The following is an 18,186-nucleotide window of genomic DNA, read 5'->3' as shown; positions in this document are numbered from 1 at the left end:
GGGCTCACCCGGATCCATGCACGCTCTTCCCGCGACCCTCCTGGCATTGAGTGCGACGGCGATTCTGGCGGGCTGCAAGCCAGCCCCACGGCCAGCGGAGCCCACGGGCTCCGGGGCACAGCCCCAGGGCGGAAGCGCTTCGCCTCGGGACCTCCAGCCCGTGTCGGCGTTCGCGAGCATCGCCGACCCTACGACTCGCTCGGTGGCGCTCTTCCGCGAGGCGGGCCGGGTGATCACCCATCCCCGCTGCACCAACTGCCACCCGCCGGATGACAAGCCGCGCCAGGGGATGGACCAGCGCGTCCACGTGCCGACGGTGTCGGGCGGGCCGGATGGCCATGGAACGGCGGGCCTGCCGTGCTCGACGTGTCACCAGGCGACCAACTCGCCCACCACTGGAGAGACCGTCGCGAGCATCCCGGGCAACCCCAAGTGGGCGCTGGCGCCGGTCAAGATGGCGTGGATAGGCAAATCGCTGGGGCAGATCTGCGAGCAGATCCGGTCCCCGAGTCGCAACGGCGGTAAGAACCTGGCCGAAATCCAGAAGCACATGGCGGAAGACGTCCTGGTCGGCTGGGGTTGGAACCCCGGCCCCGGACTCGAGCCGGTGCCCGGCACGCAGAAGGCGTTCGGTGAGCTGATCCAGGCCTGGATCGCCACCGGCGCCCACTGCCCGAAGCCCTAGCCCCGCTTCACGGACGCCAGCCGTTGCGGGGTGAGCGGCAGCTCGCGCACCCTCGAGCCCGTGGCATCGAAGACGGCGTTGGCCAGGGCAGCGGCGGTAGGCCCCTGCGCGGCCTCCCCTGCCCCCAGGAACGGCTCGCCCGGGCGATCGATGAGCTCCACCTCGACGGAAGGCACCTCCGAGAAGGTGAGGATGGGATAGGTGCTCCAGTCGCGCGAGAGGATGCGGTGGGCGTCGTACTGGACCGCCTCCTTCAGGCTCCAGCTCAAGGACTGGATCAGCCCTCCCTCGAGCTGGTTGACGAGCCCATCCGGGTTCACCACCTCGCCCGCGTCCGCCGCGAGCACGGCCCGGACGACCCGGATGGCATGGCTCTGGGGATCGACGAGGACCTCGAGGCAGACGGCGCAGTAGCTCGCGACGTTCTTGTAGCGAGCGAAGCCGACGCCACGCCCTCGCTGGGGCTCGCGGGAGAACGAGGACCAGCCGAACCGCTTCGCCGCCCGGGTGATGACGGCCTTGGCTCGCTCGTCCCGAAGCTGGCGGAGCCGGTACTCGATGGGGTCGACGCGGGCCGAGTGCGCCAGCTCGTCCATGAAGGACTCGATGGAGAAGACGTTGGCGTAGGCGCCCAGGCCCCGGTGGGACGAGGTGCGGACAGGCGTCGCGGTCACGAAGTGGGTGGTCACCTTCTGGCCGGGGAACGCGTAGAGCGGAATGGCGTTCCGGTCGGCGGCGTAGTTGGGCGGCCCTCCGTTCTTGGGGATGGGCACCAGGAAGGGCGTGACCAGCGACTGGCCCGCCAGCAGGTTCCCGGGGTTGCCGCCCGGACGCATGCCGTGGGAGGTGGACCAGAGCTCATACGCCCAGTCGAGCACGTTCCCCCTCGAGTCCACGCCCGCGCGGACCTTCGTCACCATCGCCGGGCCGTAGGGCTCCCAGGTGTGCTCGTCCTGGCGCGACCACTGCACGCGAACGGCTCGGCCGGGCAGCGCGCGGGCCAGGAGCGCGGCATCCGCGGCGGCGTCATCCGCGCCGTTGTGGCCGTAGCAGCCCGCGCCATTCATGTGCTGGCCCTGCACCTTCTCATTGGGCAGGCCGAGCATCTTCGCGATGGCCTCGCAGGTGTCGAAGACGCTCTGGCTGTGGGTGTGGACGGTCAGGACTTCCCCGTTCCACTCCGCCACGGCGCACGACGGGCCCAGGGAGCCATGCATCTGGTAGGGGCGCCGGTAGCTGGCCTCCAAGGTACGGGCCGGCGCGGGACCGCCCTTGCGCGCTGAGTCCTGGATGAGGGTGTCCTCGGTAGGCTGCTCCTGCAGCCAGCCATAGGGGTCCACGGGCAGGGCAGCCTTCTCCCGCCACTGGGCGGAGCGTGCGAGGCGATCAGCGGCCCGGATGGCCTGCCACTCCTTGGCCGCGATCACCGCCAGGAAGTTGCCGTCGCGCACCACCTTCAAGACGCCCGGCATGCTCGTCACGGCCGCCGTGTCCGCCTCGACGAGCGCCGCTCCATAGGAGGGAGGGCGCACCACCCGCCCATGCACCAGGGACTTGGGCCGGAGGTCCTGTACGAAGATGGCCTCACCGGTCACCTTGGGAGGCAGATCGCGACGAGGAATGGACCGACCGACATAGCGCCGCGCGGAGGCGGGCTTGGGTGAGACGGAGCCGGTCGCCTCCCGCTTCAGCTCCTGCCCACCAATCAGGCTCCAGTAGGTGACGGAGCGTTTGCTCGAGGGATCCGTGACGGTGCCATCCTGCACGCGCAGTCGGGAGACGGGCGCGCCCAGCTGCTTGCCAGCCATGGCCACCAGCACGGAGCGGACCTCCGCCGCGGCGTAGCGCACCGCCATGCCGCCTTCGGAGGTGGACATGCTGCCGGCCGTCGTCCCCTGGTTGGGGGACAGCGTGGTGTTGCCGGAGATGATCTCCAGCCGCGACAGGTCGATGTCCAGCTCGTCGGCGCAGATCTGACCAAGCGCCGTCAGGATGCCCTGCCCGAGCTCCACCTTGCCGGTCTTCAGGGTGACCACGCCGTCCGCGCTGATGCGCAGCCAGGCGTCGAGCTGGCTGTTTCTCGCCAGGTCCCTGGGGAGCTTGCTCGCGCTCGCCTTCTGACCGAAGGCGCGGGCACCGGACAGGGCGAAGGCCAGGACCAGCGAGCCCTTCAGCACGGAGCGACGACTGAGGGTCGTGCTCATCGAGCCATCTCCGCCGCGGCGCGCTTCACGGCGCGGACGATCCGGTTGTGGGAGCCGCACCGGCACAGGTTGGCATCCAGCGCGGTGCGGATCTCCTCCTCGGACGGGTTCGCCTTCTCTCGCAGCAGCGCCGCCGCCGCCATGATCATGCCCGGGATGCAGTAGGCGCACTGCCCTGCCTGCTCGTCGAGGAATGCGCGCTGAAGGGGGTGGAGGGCTCCATCCGGCGAGCGCAGTCCCTCCAGGGTGGTGATCGGTTGCTCGCTCAGGGAGGCGGCAGGAACGAAGCACGAGCGCAGGGGCCGTCCATCCTTCAGCACCGTGCAGGCGCCGCACTGGCCCACGCCACAGCCGTACCTGGCCCCATGAAGGCCCAGCTCATCACGCAGGACGTAGAGGAGCGGTGTGTCCTCGTCCGCGTCGATGACGTGGGTCTTGCCGTTGATGGTCAGCTTGAAGGCCATCCGTGCATCTCCACCGGTGTTCACCCCGTCGCGACAGGGGCAACGATCGGAGGGGGAAGGCTATCAATCCTCCGTTCATCGGCATGCTAGTCCCGCTGGAGTGTCTCGTCATCGACACGTGCTCCAGGCCGAGCACAGGTCCAGGTTTCACGCCGCTTCCCCGCTCACGTTGGCAGGGGCTTCACCACGAGCTCCTTGGAGGCGAGGAACTCCGGGTTGAACACCTTGGAGGCGTAGCGGCTGCCATGGTCACAGAGCAGCGTGACGATGCGCAGCCCCTGGTTGCGGTGCTTGAGGGCCACCTCATAGGCGGCGCGCACGTTGATGGCCGCCGAGGTCCCCACCACCAGCGCATCCTCGCGCGCCAGGTGGTACAGCATCTCGAGCATGTCCTGGTCGGACAGGCGCATGGCCTCGTCCACCCGGGCGCGGCGGAAGTTCTCCGTGAGCCGCATGATGCCGATGCCCTCGGTGATGGAGCTGCCCGAGCCCTCCATCTTCCCCTCCCGCACCCAGCAGTAGAGGCCGGAGCCGGCGGGGTCCACCATCACCACGCGCACCGCGGGGTTCTTCTCCTTGAGGTAGCGGCTCACGCCGGACACGGTGCCACCGCTGCCCACCGAGCACACGAGCACGTCCAGGCGACCCTCGCACTGCTCCCACAACTCCGGCCCGGTGGTGGCGTAGTGGAAGTCCCCGTTGGCGGTGTTCTCGAACTGGTTGGCCCAGAACCAGCCATGCTCCTCGGAGAGCGCGCGGGCCCGGTGGAAGAAGTGGTGGGGGTTGGAGAACGGCACCGCCGGCACCTTGCGCACCTCCACGCCCATGGCCTCGAGGTACTCGTACTTCTCGCGGGCCTGGTTGTCCGGCATCGTCACGACGACGCGGTAGCCGCGCTCGCGCCCCAGCAGGCCCAGGCCGATGCCGGTGTTGCCCGCCGTGCCCTCGACGATGGTGCCGCCGGGAGCCAGCTTCCCCTCGGCCTCGGCGCGCTGGATCATCCCCTTGGCGGCGCGGTCCTTGATGCTGCCGCCGGGGTTCATGAACTCGGCCTTGCCCAGGATGTCGCAGCCGGTGAGCCGAGACAGCGAGCCGATGCGCAGCAGCGGTGTGTTGCCGACCGTGTCCCAGAGTGAACCGATTCGTGGAGCCATGAGGAGCCTCAGCGCGCCGGGAGTTGGGCTTCAATGCGCGCCTTCTCGGCGATCATCAGGTTGCGCACGTGATCCAGCAGGGCCTGCACGTTGTCACCGAAGGGAGCGGGGTCCACGGGCGGCAGCACCTGCACGTGACAGTCGGCCCGGGTCTGCAGCTTGAGGCCATGCTTGGGCAGGGTCTTCGCGGTGCCGGTGAGCACCACGGGGATGACGGGACACTTCATCTTCACCGCGAGCTGGAAGGCGCCATCCTTGAAGGCCTTCATCTGCCCATCCGGAGAGCGGGTGCCCTCGGGGAACAAGAGGACGGGTACTCCGCGCGCGAGCCAGCGCTCGCACTGGGCCATCATCCGCCCCACGCTCTCCCTGTCTCCGCGCACCAGAGGCACGTAGCGGTTGAGCGACATGTTCCAGCCGATGAAGGGCAGCTTGAAGTTGGACGCCTTGGACACCCACTTGAAGGGCCGGTACAGGCCGAAGAGGACCAGGATGTCGCCCAGCGACTCATGGTTGGACACCAGCACCGCGGCGCCCTTCCAGGGCAGGTGCTCGCGGCCCTCGACCCGCAGGTGCCAGAGCGGGTTCACGTACATGTAGAGCTGGGCCCAGAAGCACGAGTACAGGTGCAGCACCCGCCCGTTGCGGTCGAACGGAAGCGTGACGAGCCACAGCACCAGTGCCCCCAGGAAGAGCACCAGACTCGAGACCGCCAGGAACGTCCAGAAGACGATGGAGAACAGGAGTCGAATAGCGCGGTGCAGTGTGCCACACACCGGCGGCAGGGGAAGGGGGAAGCTGCGGATTCACCCTCCCCGCTCCGGCTTGGAGACGGTGGCCGAGATGACCACCATGCCGCCCAGCTTCTGGAGCAGGGGCAGCGAGAGCAGCGCGTAGTCCGCCACATGCAGGGCGTCCACGGCGAGCCGCCGCTCCGGGCAGGTGCGCTCGTAGGTGCTGCCTCGCAGGAGGAAGCGGTTGAACCAGCTCAGCAGCGCGAAGTGCCGCAGCCGCGCGCCCGGCAGCTTCTGGAGGATGAGCCCCAGCTCGGCCGTCTGGAGCGGCCGCTCATCCGGCGTGGCGCCATCATGGATGGGGATGCGCGCGCGCAGGCGGCGCAGCGTCGGGCTGAGGCTGAGCGGCTCGGAGAAGATGACCTGCGCGCCGGGCCGGGCCCAGTGCACCAGCTTGTCCAGCACCGCCTCCAGCTCGGGGATGAGGTGGTGGAGGATGCCGTCTCCCCAGATGACGTCGAAGCTGCCCTCGGGGAACTCAGCCACTTCCAGGGGGGAGCAGAGAAAGCGCACGCGATCCTCCAGGCCCGCGCGCCGAGCGCGCTCGGTCGCCAGGCGGACGGAGCGGGGCGAGATGTCGATGCCCGTCACCCGCGCGCCCCGGCTGGCCAGCAGGATGGCGTTGGTGCCGTCCCCACAGCCCACGTCCAGCACGTGCTTGTCGCTCAGCTCTCCGAGCGCATCGAAGCGGTACTCCTTGTGGAACCAGGGACGCAGTGGCCCCGCGTACCTGCGCAGCACCTCCGCATCCATCGGCGTGATGCCACGCAGCTGAGCCTCCGCCAGTCGATCGAAGAAAGCCGCTTCCGAAACCCACCGCTCCGCCCTCATGTCTCCCCCATCCTTCGAGTGGTCTGACTGGGAAATGCGCGAGGGGCGGCGCGTGGACGAATCTTTTTTTCGAGCCCTTTCTCCGAGCACGCGCATGTCGCACAGCCGACGTCTCCTGTGCGCGGAGAGGCGCTGCGTGCGTGCGGAATTCACGCGGGAACCTTCTGGAAAAGGCGGTGTCAGTACCCCCAGCAAGCAAGCAGGAGCCGCCATGGCCATTCCTCTGACAGTCAAGGTTTTCAAGGGCGAGACGCTCGTCACGACGCAGGACTTCGAGCGCGACATCATCAAGATCGGCCGCCTGTCGTCGGCCCACCTGCGGCTGGAGGACGAGAAGGTCAGCCGGGTCCACTCCGTGCTCGAGGTGGGGACGGATGGTTCGCTGTCCATCATCGACATGGGCAGCGTCGAGGGCACGTACATCAACGGCAAGCGCGTCAACCGGGGCCGCGTCACCTTCGGCGATGAGATCCGCGTGGGCGGCACCACCCTGCGGCTGGAGAACCCGGCCGCGGTGGCCGCGGTGAACCTCTCCGCCGCCGTGGCGAGCGCCGAGGTGCCCGCGCCGAGTGCCCCGGTGGCCGTCGAGGTGGCTCCAGCGCCTGTCGCCGCGGTGGAGCCGTCCCTGGCCGTCGCGGAGAAGCACGAGCTCGTGACGCAGCCGGTGGAGGCGACGCCCGCCGAGCCCATGCCTCGCGTGCGCGCCGAGCGCCGGAGCCGAGCGAGCGGGCCGCTGGGCGTGTCGCTGAGCTTCGTGTGGGGCGACCAGCGCGTGGGCGAGTTCTTCCTGCCTCCGGGCGAGAAGAAGTCCTTCACGGTGGGCAGCGCGGCGGGCGTGGACTTCGTCACGGGCGACTCGCGGCTCGGCAGTCAGAGCCTGGAGGTGCTGCGCACGGACGGGCAGACGTACAGCGTCTGCTTCACGGGAAGGATGAAGGGCGAGCTCATCCGGAACGAAGAGACGCTGAGCCTCGAGGCGGTCATCGAGTCCGGCAAGGCGACGCACGAGGACTCGGCGTACACGCTGGCGCTGGAGACGGAGGACGTCTTCTGGGTGGACCTGGGCGGAGTGACGCTGGAGGTCTGCTTCCAGCCGGTGCCCCGGCGGGTGTACGTGCCGCTGGCCGAGTCGGTGGACTACCGGGCGCTCAACATCTTCCTGGTGATGTTCTTCGCCGCGACGATGTTCGTGATCAGCGCGATGAACCGGAGCGACCGGGACGACGCCTTCGCCGACGAGCTCAACGTCGACCAGACGCGCCTGACGAAGCTCATCATCAAGCCGCCCGAGCCGCAGAAGAACCCCCTCATCGCGAAGCTCAACGAGCAGAAGGCCCAGCAGAAGCCTTCCGCGCCGCAGACGAGCCGGGAGCCGAAGAAGCAGCCCAAGCTCCCGAACAAGTCGCTGACGACTCCGATCACGGCGACGCCGAAGGACACCGCGCGGACCATGGTCAAGAGCCTGCTCGGCGGCGGCAGGGCGGGCGTCGCCAGCATCTTCGGCGGCTCCGGCCTGAACAGCGACCTCAGGAACGCCATCAGCAACGTCAGCGTCGCGGTGGGGACTCCAGGCGGAATCATCGGGCTGGGGACGAAGACGGGGCCTGGTGGCCCGGGTGGTTCGGGCGGGAGCACCATCGGCCTGGGCCCCATCGGGACATCGGGCCGCGCGGGCGGCAACAAGGACTACGGGGCAGCGGTGGGGCTCACCGGCAAGCAGACGGTGGACGTGGCCATCGCCATGTCGGAGCCGGAGGTGAAGGAAGGCTCGCTGGACAAGGAATTGGTGCGCAAGGTCATCCAGGACCACCGGCAGCAGATCCGCGCCTGCTTCGAGAGCCTGCTCAACCAGTACCCGGACCTGAACGGCAAGGTGCAGACGCAGTTCACCATCGGGCCGCAGGGGCAGGTGCTCCAGTCGAACGTGACGCAGTCGAGCACGGGCAGCAAGGAGCTGGATTCCTGCGTGGCCCGCCACGTGCGGCTCTGGGAGTTCCCCAAACCCAAGGGCGGAGGCATCGTGGTCGTCAGCTACCCGTTCATCTTCAAGCAGGCCGGTAGGTGAAACAGCCCGGAGGCGGTGGGTTCGATTCCCGCCGCCTCTATCCCGAGAAGCACGACACTCCCGACGGATTGCTGAGCTTCTGTGGTTTTTCCGGGGCCTCACGTAACCTCCAGCCCCCTCGTTGCGATAGGCGGACTCATTTGGCGGCAGGGCCAACGGCGTGTTCACCCGCTGCATCGCCTACGGCTCACACCAACTGCAATGGCTCCACGGCGCGTTGGGTGGCGCCGCCACGTTGGCGGACACTGCATGGGCGGTGGATGAACCCGACATGGAGCTGGCCCTCCTGCGCCTGTCCGGCCCGCGTCTCCAGGCGGCCATGTCCGGCACCACCCTGCTTGCCGCGTGGGTCGACTTCCTCCACCTCGCTGGCGCCGTGCTCCGGCAGTGCCCCGCCTACAGCACGGAGAGGCTGTACGCGGACATGAACCGCGTGCAGCAACGCATCGAGCCCTCCTTGAAGGCGCTCTCCTCCCTGGAACCCTCACAGGTGGAGGCCGCAGCGCTCGCGATGCCCGAACTCATGGGTCAGCTCTCTCGGGAGTTTCACTCCCTCCGAGAGGGAGCACGCGTCGCCAACGAGCGCGCCGGTCAGCTCATGGCGGCAGCGCAGGCCGTCGAGATGCTCACCCTGCTCTCGATGCTGAGGCTGCCCCTGCCACGGCTGCCCCCAGCCGCCCCTGCCTCGCTCGGCGTGGGCCTGGTGATGGGCTCCAACGGCGTGATGATGGGGTCCCAGGTGGTTGTCACTGCCGAGTGGGTGGAGATGATGCGCCGACTGGTGCAGGCGGGCGTCCTCTCCGTTCCAGCCGTCAGCTCCGCCGTCCGCATCCACGCCGGCCAGGTGCTGATGTCTCAGGCGCGCGGGGACCTGCCGCAGGGCGTGCGCGAGGCGCTGGGCGACGGACCTGAGGTTCGCGCCATGCACGAAACCGGCAAAGCGGGCGCTGGCATGGCCGAGCCACCCGAGCACCATGTCATGCCCAAGGAGCACCGCGAGTGGTTCGAGCAGCGCGGCTTCACGGGTGCCATGGATATCGATCAGTTCTGCGTCCGATTGGAAACGGCGATACATCAGGCGATTCACGGCGGTGGCAACTGGCGCCTGGGCCGCACATGGCCCGGCGAATGGAATCAGTTGATCATGCGCGCGCTACGAGATGCAGAGGAAGAGATTGGCCAGATGTTGACTCGTGACCAGGTCTTGAAGGTCCTCGCAAGAGAGATGAAGCGCTATAACATCCCGATGAACTTCACCCGCTGGAAAGGGCGATGACCGACGGAAGCTCCTGGCAGGGCAACTGGAAGACTCGCTTGTATGAGCGAGTCCGTGAGCGCGGCTATGAGTCACTCACCGCCTTTGCCGAAGCGCACCCGACCCTTCCGCTGGTCGAGCTGGCCCAGAAACTGGGAGGGGATGAGGTCAACGCCGTGCAGGTGTTCAGCGGGTTGGTGGCCGAGGCGGAACGCAGCCATCAGCTCACACGCCTGGTGCGCGGCCAGTTCGTGCGCGAGCTCGCCGAGAGTTTCCCGGACGGCTGGCCGGCCTCGATGGATGACGAGACTCGATTCGAGGTTGCCATGATGCTTGGCTCGTGGAGCGCCTTCACCCCTGAAACCCACCAGGGGCGCGTCACGCGGGTCAGGGCAGCCCTCCGAGCCACTCCTCCGCCCCCAGGATGGCGCCCGCTCAGCTCCGATGATGAGCTGCTCCGCACGCTCTTGCCCGACGAGGAAGTCTGAGCAGCGGGTTCGATTCCCGCCGCCTCCATCCCGTGGTCATTTCCATGGTCGCGTGACCCATCAACTCACCATCGGAAGTGGGAAGTTGGGCCTGTGGAGCCCTCCTGCGTCCAAGCTGACCTGCTGGGCTCGTGGAGCCCTCCTGCGTCCGACACTGGCCGCTGGGCCCGTATCGTCGAGCACGCTCTAATTCGGCGGTGTGATGCCTGCTGCTGCCGCGACCGCGCGCGCGTGGGCTATGCCCTGCATCCCTTCTCTACGTAGGTAGTGACTCTTGCGGATGCGCTTGAGCATCCCCTCCACTTCCTCAAGCATGGCGAACGCCTGCCGGGCTCGCTCTGGGAAGCGGGGCAATGATTGGACGAAGAGACATGCCACATGGATCCGGTGGGTGATGTCCGCATATCCGAGCCGCTCACAGCGCCTTAAGAGTGCGCCGAATTCGTCCCACCCTGCGCCCTCGCCGTAAGCCTCGGTGATGATCAGTTTCGCGGTGATCTGCTGGAGGTGCAGACGTTCGCGGCGCGTTCTCGCTTCTCGGATCAACTCCTTTTCTTGCGCCAACATGGCCCGTTTCAGCTCTGCATAAGGCGCTTTCGCCTTGTAGAGCTTGACCAGGAGGTCATCGCGACGATCTGCAACGCTCTGCCACCAATCCTTGCGCGTGGTCCGCACCATCAACCTCCTGGGCAGGGGTGGCCGTTTGCTTCATCCGGCCACTGTCCATCACGCATGCAGAGATCCATGCACGACTGACACTGGCTCTCGCCCCACACGCGGCGCTGTTTCTCTCCCGCGAAGAACTCTTTGCATACCACGTAGTGATCCCTACAGGTCTCGCGCCAGCGCTGCTTTTCCTCTGGCGTAGGAATCGGCGGGGAAACCGGCTCCGGGCTTCCCTTGGGGCCGGGTTGGTTCTTGGGGCTGGGCTTTCGATTCGCCGAGGGCTCCTGCTTATTGGATGCCTTGGGCCTCGCACGCTCACGGGATGCCCTCCGCTCGTATGCATCCAACCCCTCTTTGATGGCAACCGCCACCACCACGGTGCCAATGATAATCACTGCTCCAGCGACGACTGCCGGCGACGCAAAGACGCAGAGCCCTACGCCCATGGTCGCGGCAGCCGCACCCGCAGAGGCGACAGCGCATCTTCCTGTGACATCACGGAACTTGACCCTGTCATGGTCGAGCGCGTGATAGCACCTCTCCGCAAGAATAGGCCATTCGTTGGAAGCTTCGCGCACCACGCAATGCCCGTCGTCCGTCCAGGGGTACTGCGCTGCCCGCTGAAGGTTGGCGAATCTTGGACTCGGATCCTCCCACTCTCCCGGGCTCGGCTCCGTCGTTGCGCAGGCCGAGAGCAGAAGTAGGAGCAGCAGTGTGCTGCAAGTTCGGATACGCATGGCCACGTTCTTTCAAGCAAGCGAGGTGCTGCGGGTCAAGGCTGCGGGAGTTTCCGCTATAGCGTACCAGCGCGCCCCGGCACGAGCGCAGGTGCGGCCCAGCATGGCAGCCAGGAAGGCGGGCCCGTCGAGCTACTCGGGCCGTGGGGCCCCGCGCGTCGGACAGGCAGGCGCGAGCATCGGACAGGGGAAACTGGGCCAGGCGAGCCCGCGCGCGCGTCGAGGCTCGTCTGCTGCGCCCGTGGAGCCCTGGCGCGTCGGACACCTGCCAGCCCGGCCCCGTGGAGCACGCTCCAGGGCCGCAGCGGCGCTCACCGTGGCGCCCTCGCGCGCCCGATGGCGGATGGCAGCGGCGCCTTTCTCTAATAGTTGGCCGGGAGTTGAGGAAACGGAGGGGGAAAGGGATCAGCACGATGCTCGTACCAGAAAGTCGTTGTGGGGTCGAACTGAGGATTCCATCCCGAGTTGGCGAACTCCAACCGTACACACTGCGATTGTCGAGTCTGCGAGTTTTCTCCCCGCCAGCGCACGCATAGCTGTTCAGTCGGTTGGCAATAGATCGAATATTTCAGAGCATCCCTTCGCGTCGGCACTTCCTCTTGGTAGCAGTAGGCCGACTGTGGCGGCCTGGCTGGCCATATGGGTGGAAGCCAGACCTCGACGATGCCTTTGGGCGTATTGGGATATCGAGTGCCAAAGTTCTCGACGTTGAAGCTGACATCCAGTTTGTGATCCGCCATGAACTCATCGAGCACCGACTTCAGCGCTTTCGCCGCCTGTTCATCCTCTGGGTGAAAGTAGAGGAGAGTTGCCCCGAGATTCTTGTAGACGAATTCCCTCCCAGGGACCTTGTATCCTCTCAGGCGCAGTTCGGACATGGCTTGTTCCACCAGCGATGCGTCCGCTCGATGGGTGTATTGTATATAGAGCATGGTGGCACGCGCGATTTCCGAGTCGCCGCTGCCGAGAGCGGCGACCTGCTCGCCAGCCTGTCTCCACTCGATCCTGTCAGAAACTGTCGAGGCGGTGGCTTCGAATCGGTTGAACAGTTTCTGGGAGAAATCGGGCGGAAAAGAGAGGGTGATGACACGGCGCATTCGCTCCTGCTCATCGGGGGTCCGCCCGAAGAATCTCTCGGGATCCCTGACGACGAGTTCCACGAATTTGAGGCCGTACTCGCGATCCTGCTGGACTCGCTCATTCTCGAGGGCTCCCTGCTTTTCGATCCACGCCACGGCGACTTGGGAGGCGGAGATGAAGAGACTTCCCAGCGCAATGGCCGCGTACAAGCCTGGGAACCTCTTTTCTGGGCCCATTGGCTCCTACCCCGCTCCGCTCGATTTTCCTTGTGATGGCATGCCCCCCCGTAATTGATACGGGGTGGAGCGTGAATGCCGCCTCCGCAGGATGTGTCATCTGGCCGAACTGGCAGCAGGTGACCCCGTCCAGCAGTGCACGCAAGAACTGCGTCCCAGCAGACGGCCGCTGTGGATGGCCGCCGCGCTGACGCAACGCATGGGAGGGACAGGGCGCTGCCACTCCCATGGGCTGGCTTCTCGTGAGCCCTGGGAGATCGGGGAACTCTGGCCGCTCGGATCCGTGAGCGGCTTGACCTGGTTGGGTCGCATGTGCCCCCAGTGTGCCCCTCCAGCGGGGAATTGAACGGGACGAGACGGGACGAGATGGGACGAAGCGGGGGAACGATCCGGTGTGAGATCAAGGCGTTGGCCGGTAACAGCGCGACCTGCTGAGGGTTTTGCTTCCACCTTGTTGCGGGTTCGATTCCCGCCGCCTCCACTCGAGGCGAACAGCCACCTGAGCAGGTTGCGGGCTGCTTCGGCCTCAAGGCTTCATGTAGCCTCCGCCTTCCACCATCACGGCAGGCCGACCCATGAGAAGAACAGCCCTCGCGTTGGCAGGCATCGCGGCCGTGCTCATGAGCTGTGCGGCGGGGAGCGGGCGCCTTGAGGTTCCCCATGCGGCAGGTACCGCCTATCGGCAGGAGGCAGGGCCCGCAGTCCGCTCGTTCTCTGCCAGGGCGGCTACGCCTGTCGCCGCTTCAGAGCCCGAGCGCCAGTTCGTCACTCGCACCCGCCAAGCGCTCCTCAGTGCCCTCGAGGACGTGAACCGCCCCAGGGGCGATATCGCCGCTGCGCTCCGCCAGCTCGCGGACAACAGAGGCCTCGCCGGCCAGGTCAACGGCCTGTTCGTCCCTTCCATCGCCTATGGCTCTCACCAGATGCAATGGCTTGCTGGCGCTCTGGGGGGCATCAGCCCGCTGGCTGACGCTGCATGGGCGGTGGATGAGCCGACCATGGGATTGGCCCTCCTGCGCCTCGCTGGCCCACGACTCCAGGCCGCCATCTCCGGCGTCACTCTGCTCGCCGCATGGGTCGATTTTCTCAACCTTGCAGAGGCTATCCTGCGACAGTGCCCCGCCTACAGCGTCGAGCGGCTGCTGCGGAACATCCACCGCGTGCAGCAGCTCATTGAGCCCTCCATGAGGGCACTGTCCTCCCTGGAGCCAGCACAGGTAGAGGCAGCAACGGCCGCGCTGCCCGCGTTGATGGGCCAGCTCACCCAGGAGTTCCATTCCCTCCGTGAGGGCGCTCGCGCGTCCATGGAACGCGCAGGTCAGTTCATCGCGGCGGCGCAAGCGATAGAGATGCTCACGATGGTATCGATGTTGAAGTTGTCGCTGCCACGGCTGCCGCCAACCGCACCTGCCTTGGTGGGCGTGGGACTGGTGATGGGCTCCAACGGAGTGATGATGGGCTCGCAGCTCGTTGTCACCGCCGAGTGGGTGGAGTTGATGCGACGGCTGGTGCGGGCGGGCGTCCTCTCTGCTTTCGCTGTCGGCGCCGCAGTGCGCATCCACGCCGGACTGGTGTTGATGGCGCAAGCGAACCAGGCGTTACCGCAAGGCGTGCGCGAGGCGCTGGGCGAGGGCCCCGAGGTTTCCGCCATACACGAGACTGGCAAAGCGGGAGCGGGGATGGCCGAACGGCCACAACATCACGTCCTGCCGGAGGAGTTCCGCGAGTGGTTCGAGAAGCGCGGCTTCAATGGCAGCATGGACATCGACAAGTTCTGCGTCGAGTTGGAGCAGGCTCACCACCAGGCGGTCCATGGCGGTGGCAATTGGCGTCTGGGGCGTACATGGCCTCGAGAATGGAACCAGATGATCATGAAGGCGCTACGCGACGCTGAGCTCGAGGTGGGCCGGAGGTTGACGCGAAACGAGGTCCTGAACCTCGTCGCGGAGCGTATGAAGGACTACGGCATTCCGATGAACTTCACCCCCTGGAGAGGGCGATGACCGACGGACGTGCCTGGCAGGGCAACTGGAAGGCCCGACTGTATGAGCGGGTACGCGAGCGGGGCTACGAGTCGCTCACCGCGTTCGCCGAGGCGCGCCCTGCGGTCCCGCTGTATGCGTTGGCCGAGGAACTGGGCAAGGAGGATGTCGTCGGAGTGCAGGTGCTGAGCGAGTTGCTTGCGGAGGCGGAGCAGCGCAAACAGGTCACACGCTTCGTGCGCGATGTGCTCGTGCGCATGTTGGCCCAGAGCCTCCCCGATGGTTGGCCAGCCGTGATGGACGACGCAAACCGTTTCAAGGTGGCCAAGGCGCTCGGTTCATGGTCCGCCTACACCCCTGAAACACATCAGGCACGAGCTGATCAGGTCAGGGCTGCACTCCGTGCGACGCCACCGCCGCCTGGCTGGCGTCCGTTGGGTCCCGACGACGCGCTGCTCCGCACGCTCTTGCCCGACGAGGAAGTCTGAGCAGCGGGTTCGATTCCCGCCGCCTCCAGTCGAGCGCTCCCATCTCGGGCCAGTGGAGCACCCGGCAGATCTCTCAGCGCGAGTTGACGCGCCCACCAACCTCCGGGAAACGATCATACGCGCGCACAAGCGCCTCCAGGTGCGCTGGGTTGTCGAGATCCAGCGGCGTCTCCGTGAGCCGAACCACCCACCCGCCCGTCGCCGTGCGCCGCAACCGGGGTCCCAGTGGGGCGTCGCCGCCAGCACCACCACGGTGCCCTTCGCGGTGACCTGGACATCCGCCAGCACCTGCCGCCAGGGCCTCTCCCTTGGGGAACGGGGCCTGCTGCTCCCATCGAGGAGCCGACAGGGGCCACGGTTCGGACTATCGTCCGAACCCCATGGCCAACTCCTATTTGATGAAGCTCCGTCCAATGAGGGGGCGCTACACGCAGACATCGCTCGGTCCATCGTCGCCAAGCCCCAGGCCCTGCATGCGCGACAAGCGGCGCTGGCCTGGTGGGGTGCCAGCGCGATGAACCGTGTGCGGGGCTACGCTGTCATCGAAGACGAGCTGCATCTCGATGGGATGCGCGTCATCGAGGTGCGGCACGCGCCGGCGCTCGTCCTACCTACCCACGCGCATGACACGGCGAAGCTCGGCGTCTTGCTGGCTGGGGGAGGCAGTGAGCGGTCCGGGCTCGAGCTCGACAGCCATACGCCGCTCGCCCTCTTTACGCGTCGACCCCTTCGCTCTCACGAGAACCAATACCACGCGCAGGGCGCTCACTTGCTGTTCGTCCAGTTGGACCCCAGCGACAGACGGGCGCGCGCCGCCATCGACCCGCCGCGCCTCGCTCTCCCTACCGCTCTCGAGCTCGGACAGCTCCTGGCGCGGGCGTTCGGCGAGCCCCGTCCGTGCCGGCGCCGTCGCGTACGCGATGCGGTCAAGACGATCTTGCGCACGCTCGATGAAATGCCCCGACGGCGCCCGCCCGCATGGCTCGACGAGGCCCGCGAGCTCCTCGTGGCGAACATGGCCCAGCCGCCAACGCTGGGAGAGCTCGGGCGCGTCGTCGGCACGCACCCCGTGCACCTCGCGCAATCCTTTCGCGCCCACTGGGGCATGACGACGCGTCACTATCTGCGTGCACATCGCGTGTTTCACGCCCTGGAGCTCATCGACCGCGGGGGCACGCTCGCCGAAACAGCGGCGGCGGTCGGCTTCGCCGATCAGAGTCATATGACGAGGGCCATTCGCCGCGAGCGGGGCGCCCCGCCGGGAGCGCTGCGACGGCAGTCTGCCGACTCTTGACGCGTTCGCGACGGGCGGAGCGCGGACCACGACGCGCGACGTGAGGGCAGGCTGCCCTAATCGTGTTCAAGACCCGATACACACCCGCGGGTAGCGTGAGCCTCTGACGGGCCCTGACGTCACCCGCACGCTCCAGAGGAGCCTGGGCCCGATGCACCGCTTGCGTCACACGAGGAGGTCCTTGCCATGGAGAAGCCAGTCGCGCGCATCGAACCGACGGGGCTCAGTCGCACAGCCGGAGCGTTCCTGGCCCTCGCTCTTGCCACCCTCACCTCTCAGGCTCGCGCAGCAGGCGCCCACAAGGCCGGCGAGATCGTCATCGAGACCGCCTCCGTGAAGAAGATCGGGGCCGGGACGGTGCGGTACGAGCTAGGCACCCTCTACGTGCCAGAGAACCGGGCCGTCCCGGGCAGCCGCGTCATCGGCATTGGGTTCGCCCGTTTCCGAGCGGCGCAGCCCACGGGGGCCCCGCCAATCTTCAATCTGCCCGGCGGGCCTGGGAATAGCGATCTCAACGCCCTGGTCGACGGAGACCCTGTTGGGCAAGCCCTGCTCACACTGTGGGACATGCTCAACGCCGCGGGCGACGTCGTGGTCCTTGACCAACGCGGCTTTTCGAAGCGCGGAGAGATGCTCGAGTTTGCCTACCTGCACCAACCCTTGGACAGGCCGGGTTCGCCGTCGGCCGAGACCGCGAACATGGTGAAGGCGGCCCGAGAAGCGATCGCGGCCCACCCGGATAAAGACCTCGCCGGGTACACCATCGTTCAGTGCGCCGAGGACGTGAACGATCTGCGGCGGGCCCTTGGGTACGACAAGATCACGCTCTCCGGGGAGAGCTTCGGGTCGCAGTGGGCGTTCGCCGTGATGCGGCTTCACCCCGAGATTGTCGCCCGCGCGCAGCTGGCGGCCGTCGAGCCGCTCGACTTCGGGTACGACATGCCTTCGCACGTCCTCGCGGCGCTTCAACGCATTGCCTTCGACGCCGACCGGGACCCCGGGCTCGCGCCCTACCTGCCGAAGGGCGGCGTCATGGGCGCGTTGCGCGCGGTGCGCGAACGCTTCGCGCGCGGGCCAGTCACGGTCAAGCTCGAGGACGAGACGACGGGGAGGGTTCGAGAGGTGGTGCTCGGGCTCAATGAGCTTCAGGACTCGCTGGTCGCGCCCGCCCACGTGTGGCCGGCCTTTGTCCTGTCGCTCTATCACGGTCACTATGATGACTGGGCGCGCGACCTCGTGAAGCAGCGCCAGGACAACCGGTGGCCCCTCATCGGCCCGCTGATCGATACGAGCCTCGGAGTGACGGCGGCCCGTGAGCACCTCCTCCGAACCGACCCGGGCGTCGAGTTCCTCGGCACGGCCACCCTCGACTCCTACACCGGATCGGCGCCGGTCTGGCCGTCCCCGGACGTGGGTGACGAGCTACGGGTGCCGGTGTTGAGCTCCATCCCGGTGCTCTTCATCCATGGCGATTGGGACACGTCCACGCCCGTCGAGAACACGCTGAACATGCAGCCGTATTTTCCGAACAGCCGAACGATCCTGGTGCACCGTGGCAGGCACGGCGCCCGCTATGCGGTCCTTGAGCAGCAGCCCGCAGTCCGGGCGGCGGTCATCGAGTTCCTCAAGACCGGTGACACCCGCGGGGTACCGGCCAATGCCGTGCTGCCCGCCCCTCATTTCAAACGGCCCTCCTTCCCTGCGCCCGAGAAACCTTCGGGTCCTTAGCGGTCGTCGGGATTGGCGTGCTGTTCTTTCCGTTT

At 67.1% G+C, this 18,186-nt stretch carries 16 protein-coding genes; 8 read left to right on the top strand and 8 right to left on the bottom strand.

Translation table 11 applies throughout. The features are described 5' to 3' along the window. Positions 1–160: 160 nt before the first annotated feature. Complete coding sequence (locus KY572_RS14785; RefSeq protein ID WP_224243247.1) at positions 161–685, top strand: Isoquinoline 1-oxidoreductase subunit; 525 nt, start codon at positions 161–163, stop codon at positions 683–685. Here KY572_RS14785 and KY572_RS14780 read toward each other — a convergent pair. From KY572_RS14780 to KY572_RS14760, 5 genes are all read right to left on the bottom strand, one after another. Next, positions 682–2,889 (bottom strand): xanthine dehydrogenase family protein molybdopterin-binding subunit, encoded by a 2,208-nt coding sequence (locus KY572_RS14780; RefSeq protein ID WP_224243246.1) that lies wholly within the window; start codon positions 2,887–2,889, stop codon positions 682–684. The two genes, KY572_RS14785 and KY572_RS14780, sit on opposite strands and share 4 nt — an antisense overlap. Further along, positions 2,886–3,353: a (2Fe-2S)-binding protein gene (locus tag KY572_RS14775; RefSeq protein ID WP_224243245.1), complete on the bottom strand. Its 468-nt coding sequence runs from the start codon at positions 3,351–3,353 to the stop codon at positions 2,886–2,888. The genes KY572_RS14780 and KY572_RS14775 overlap by 4 nt, the downstream gene beginning before the upstream one ends. A 164-nt stretch (positions 3,354–3,517) precedes the next feature. Further along, entirely contained in the window at positions 3,518–4,507 is a 990-nt protein-coding gene (locus KY572_RS14770; protein WP_224243244.1) for a cysteine synthase A, read from the bottom strand. Positions 4,508–4,515: 8 nt separating this feature from the next. Next, on the bottom strand, positions 4,516–5,205 hold the full coding sequence (locus tag KY572_RS14765; RefSeq protein ID WP_224243335.1) for a lysophospholipid acyltransferase family protein: 690 nt from the start codon (positions 5,203–5,205) through the stop codon (positions 4,516–4,518). A 108-nt stretch (positions 5,206–5,313) separates the two neighbouring features. Further along, the gene (locus tag KY572_RS14760) at positions 5,314–6,132 is read right to left on the bottom strand and encodes a class I SAM-dependent methyltransferase (RefSeq protein WP_224243243.1); all 819 of its coding nucleotides are present in this window, start codon (positions 6,130–6,132) and stop codon (positions 5,314–5,316) included. Positions 6,133–6,343: 211 nt separating this feature from the next. Here KY572_RS14760 and gltG point away from each other — a divergent pair, with 211 nt between their 5' ends. The 3 genes from gltG (at position 6,344) to KY572_RS14745 (ending at position 9,940) form a co-directional block, all read left to right on the top strand. Continuing rightward, positions 6,344–8,197, top strand: coding sequence for an adventurous gliding motility protein GltG (gene gltG / locus KY572_RS14755; protein ID WP_224243242.1), 1,854 nt, complete (start codon positions 6,344–6,346; stop codon positions 8,195–8,197). Positions 8,198–8,357: 160 nt separating this feature from the next. Further along, positions 8,358–9,473 carry a DUF2380 domain-containing protein gene (locus KY572_RS14750; protein ID WP_317987848.1) on the top strand — a complete coding sequence of 372 codons (1,116 nt, stop codon included), beginning with the start codon at positions 8,358–8,360 and terminating at the stop codon, positions 9,471–9,473. After that, positions 9,470–9,940: an NUDIX hydrolase gene (locus KY572_RS14745; protein WP_224243241.1), complete on the top strand. Its 471-nt coding sequence runs from the start codon at positions 9,470–9,472 to the stop codon at positions 9,938–9,940. The genes KY572_RS14750 and KY572_RS14745 overlap by 4 nt, the downstream gene beginning before the upstream one ends. 186 nt (positions 9,941–10,126) lie before the next feature. Here KY572_RS14745 and KY572_RS14740 read toward each other — a convergent pair whose 3' ends face one another. Together KY572_RS14740 and KY572_RS14730 are read right to left on the bottom strand one after the other, a co-directional pair. Next, positions 10,127–10,618, bottom strand: a complete 492-nt coding sequence (locus KY572_RS14740) for a hypothetical protein (RefSeq protein ID WP_224243240.1) — start codon at positions 10,616–10,618, stop codon at positions 10,127–10,129. 1,087 nt (positions 10,619–11,705) lie between these two features. Continuing rightward, a complete protein-coding gene (locus KY572_RS14730; RefSeq protein ID WP_224243239.1) occupies positions 11,706–12,632 on the bottom strand; it encodes a hypothetical protein in 927 nt (308 codons plus the stop codon). 833 nt (positions 12,633–13,465) lie between these two features. Between KY572_RS14730 and KY572_RS14725 the strand changes: the two genes are divergently transcribed. Next, the gene (locus tag KY572_RS14725) at positions 13,466–14,662 is read left to right on the top strand and encodes a DUF2380 domain-containing protein (protein ID WP_224243238.1); all 1,197 of its coding nucleotides are present in this window, start codon (positions 13,466–13,468) and stop codon (positions 14,660–14,662) included. After that, positions 14,659–15,129 carry an NUDIX hydrolase gene (locus KY572_RS14720; protein WP_224243237.1) on the top strand — a complete coding sequence of 157 codons (471 nt, stop codon included), beginning with the start codon at positions 14,659–14,661 and terminating at the stop codon, positions 15,127–15,129. Before KY572_RS14725 ends, KY572_RS14720 begins: the two co-directional genes overlap by 4 nt. 73 nt (positions 15,130–15,202) lie before the next feature. Here the strand turns inward: KY572_RS14720 and KY572_RS14715 are convergent, their stop codons facing one another. Continuing rightward, complete coding sequence (locus tag KY572_RS14715) at positions 15,203–15,355, bottom strand: DUF5953 family protein (protein ID WP_224243334.1); 153 nt, start codon at positions 15,353–15,355, stop codon at positions 15,203–15,205. 288 nt (positions 15,356–15,643) lie between these two features. Here KY572_RS14715 and KY572_RS14710 point away from each other — a divergent pair, with 288 nt between their 5' ends. Together KY572_RS14710 and KY572_RS14705 are read left to right on the top strand one after the other, a co-directional pair. Beyond that, a complete protein-coding gene (locus KY572_RS14710; protein WP_224243236.1) occupies positions 15,644–16,423 on the top strand; it encodes an AraC family transcriptional regulator in 780 nt (259 codons plus the stop codon). A gap of 186 nt (positions 16,424–16,609) precedes the next feature. After that, entirely contained in the window at positions 16,610–18,151 is a 1,542-nt protein-coding gene (locus KY572_RS14705; RefSeq protein ID WP_224243235.1) for an alpha/beta hydrolase, read from the top strand. Positions 18,152–18,186: the final 35 nt, after the last annotated feature.

Source organism: Hyalangium gracile, assembly GCF_020103725.1.
GTDB lineage: Bacteria > Myxococcota > Myxococcia > Myxococcales > Myxococcaceae > Hyalangium > Hyalangium gracile.
This window is presented reverse-complemented; position numbering and strand designations above follow the sequence as displayed.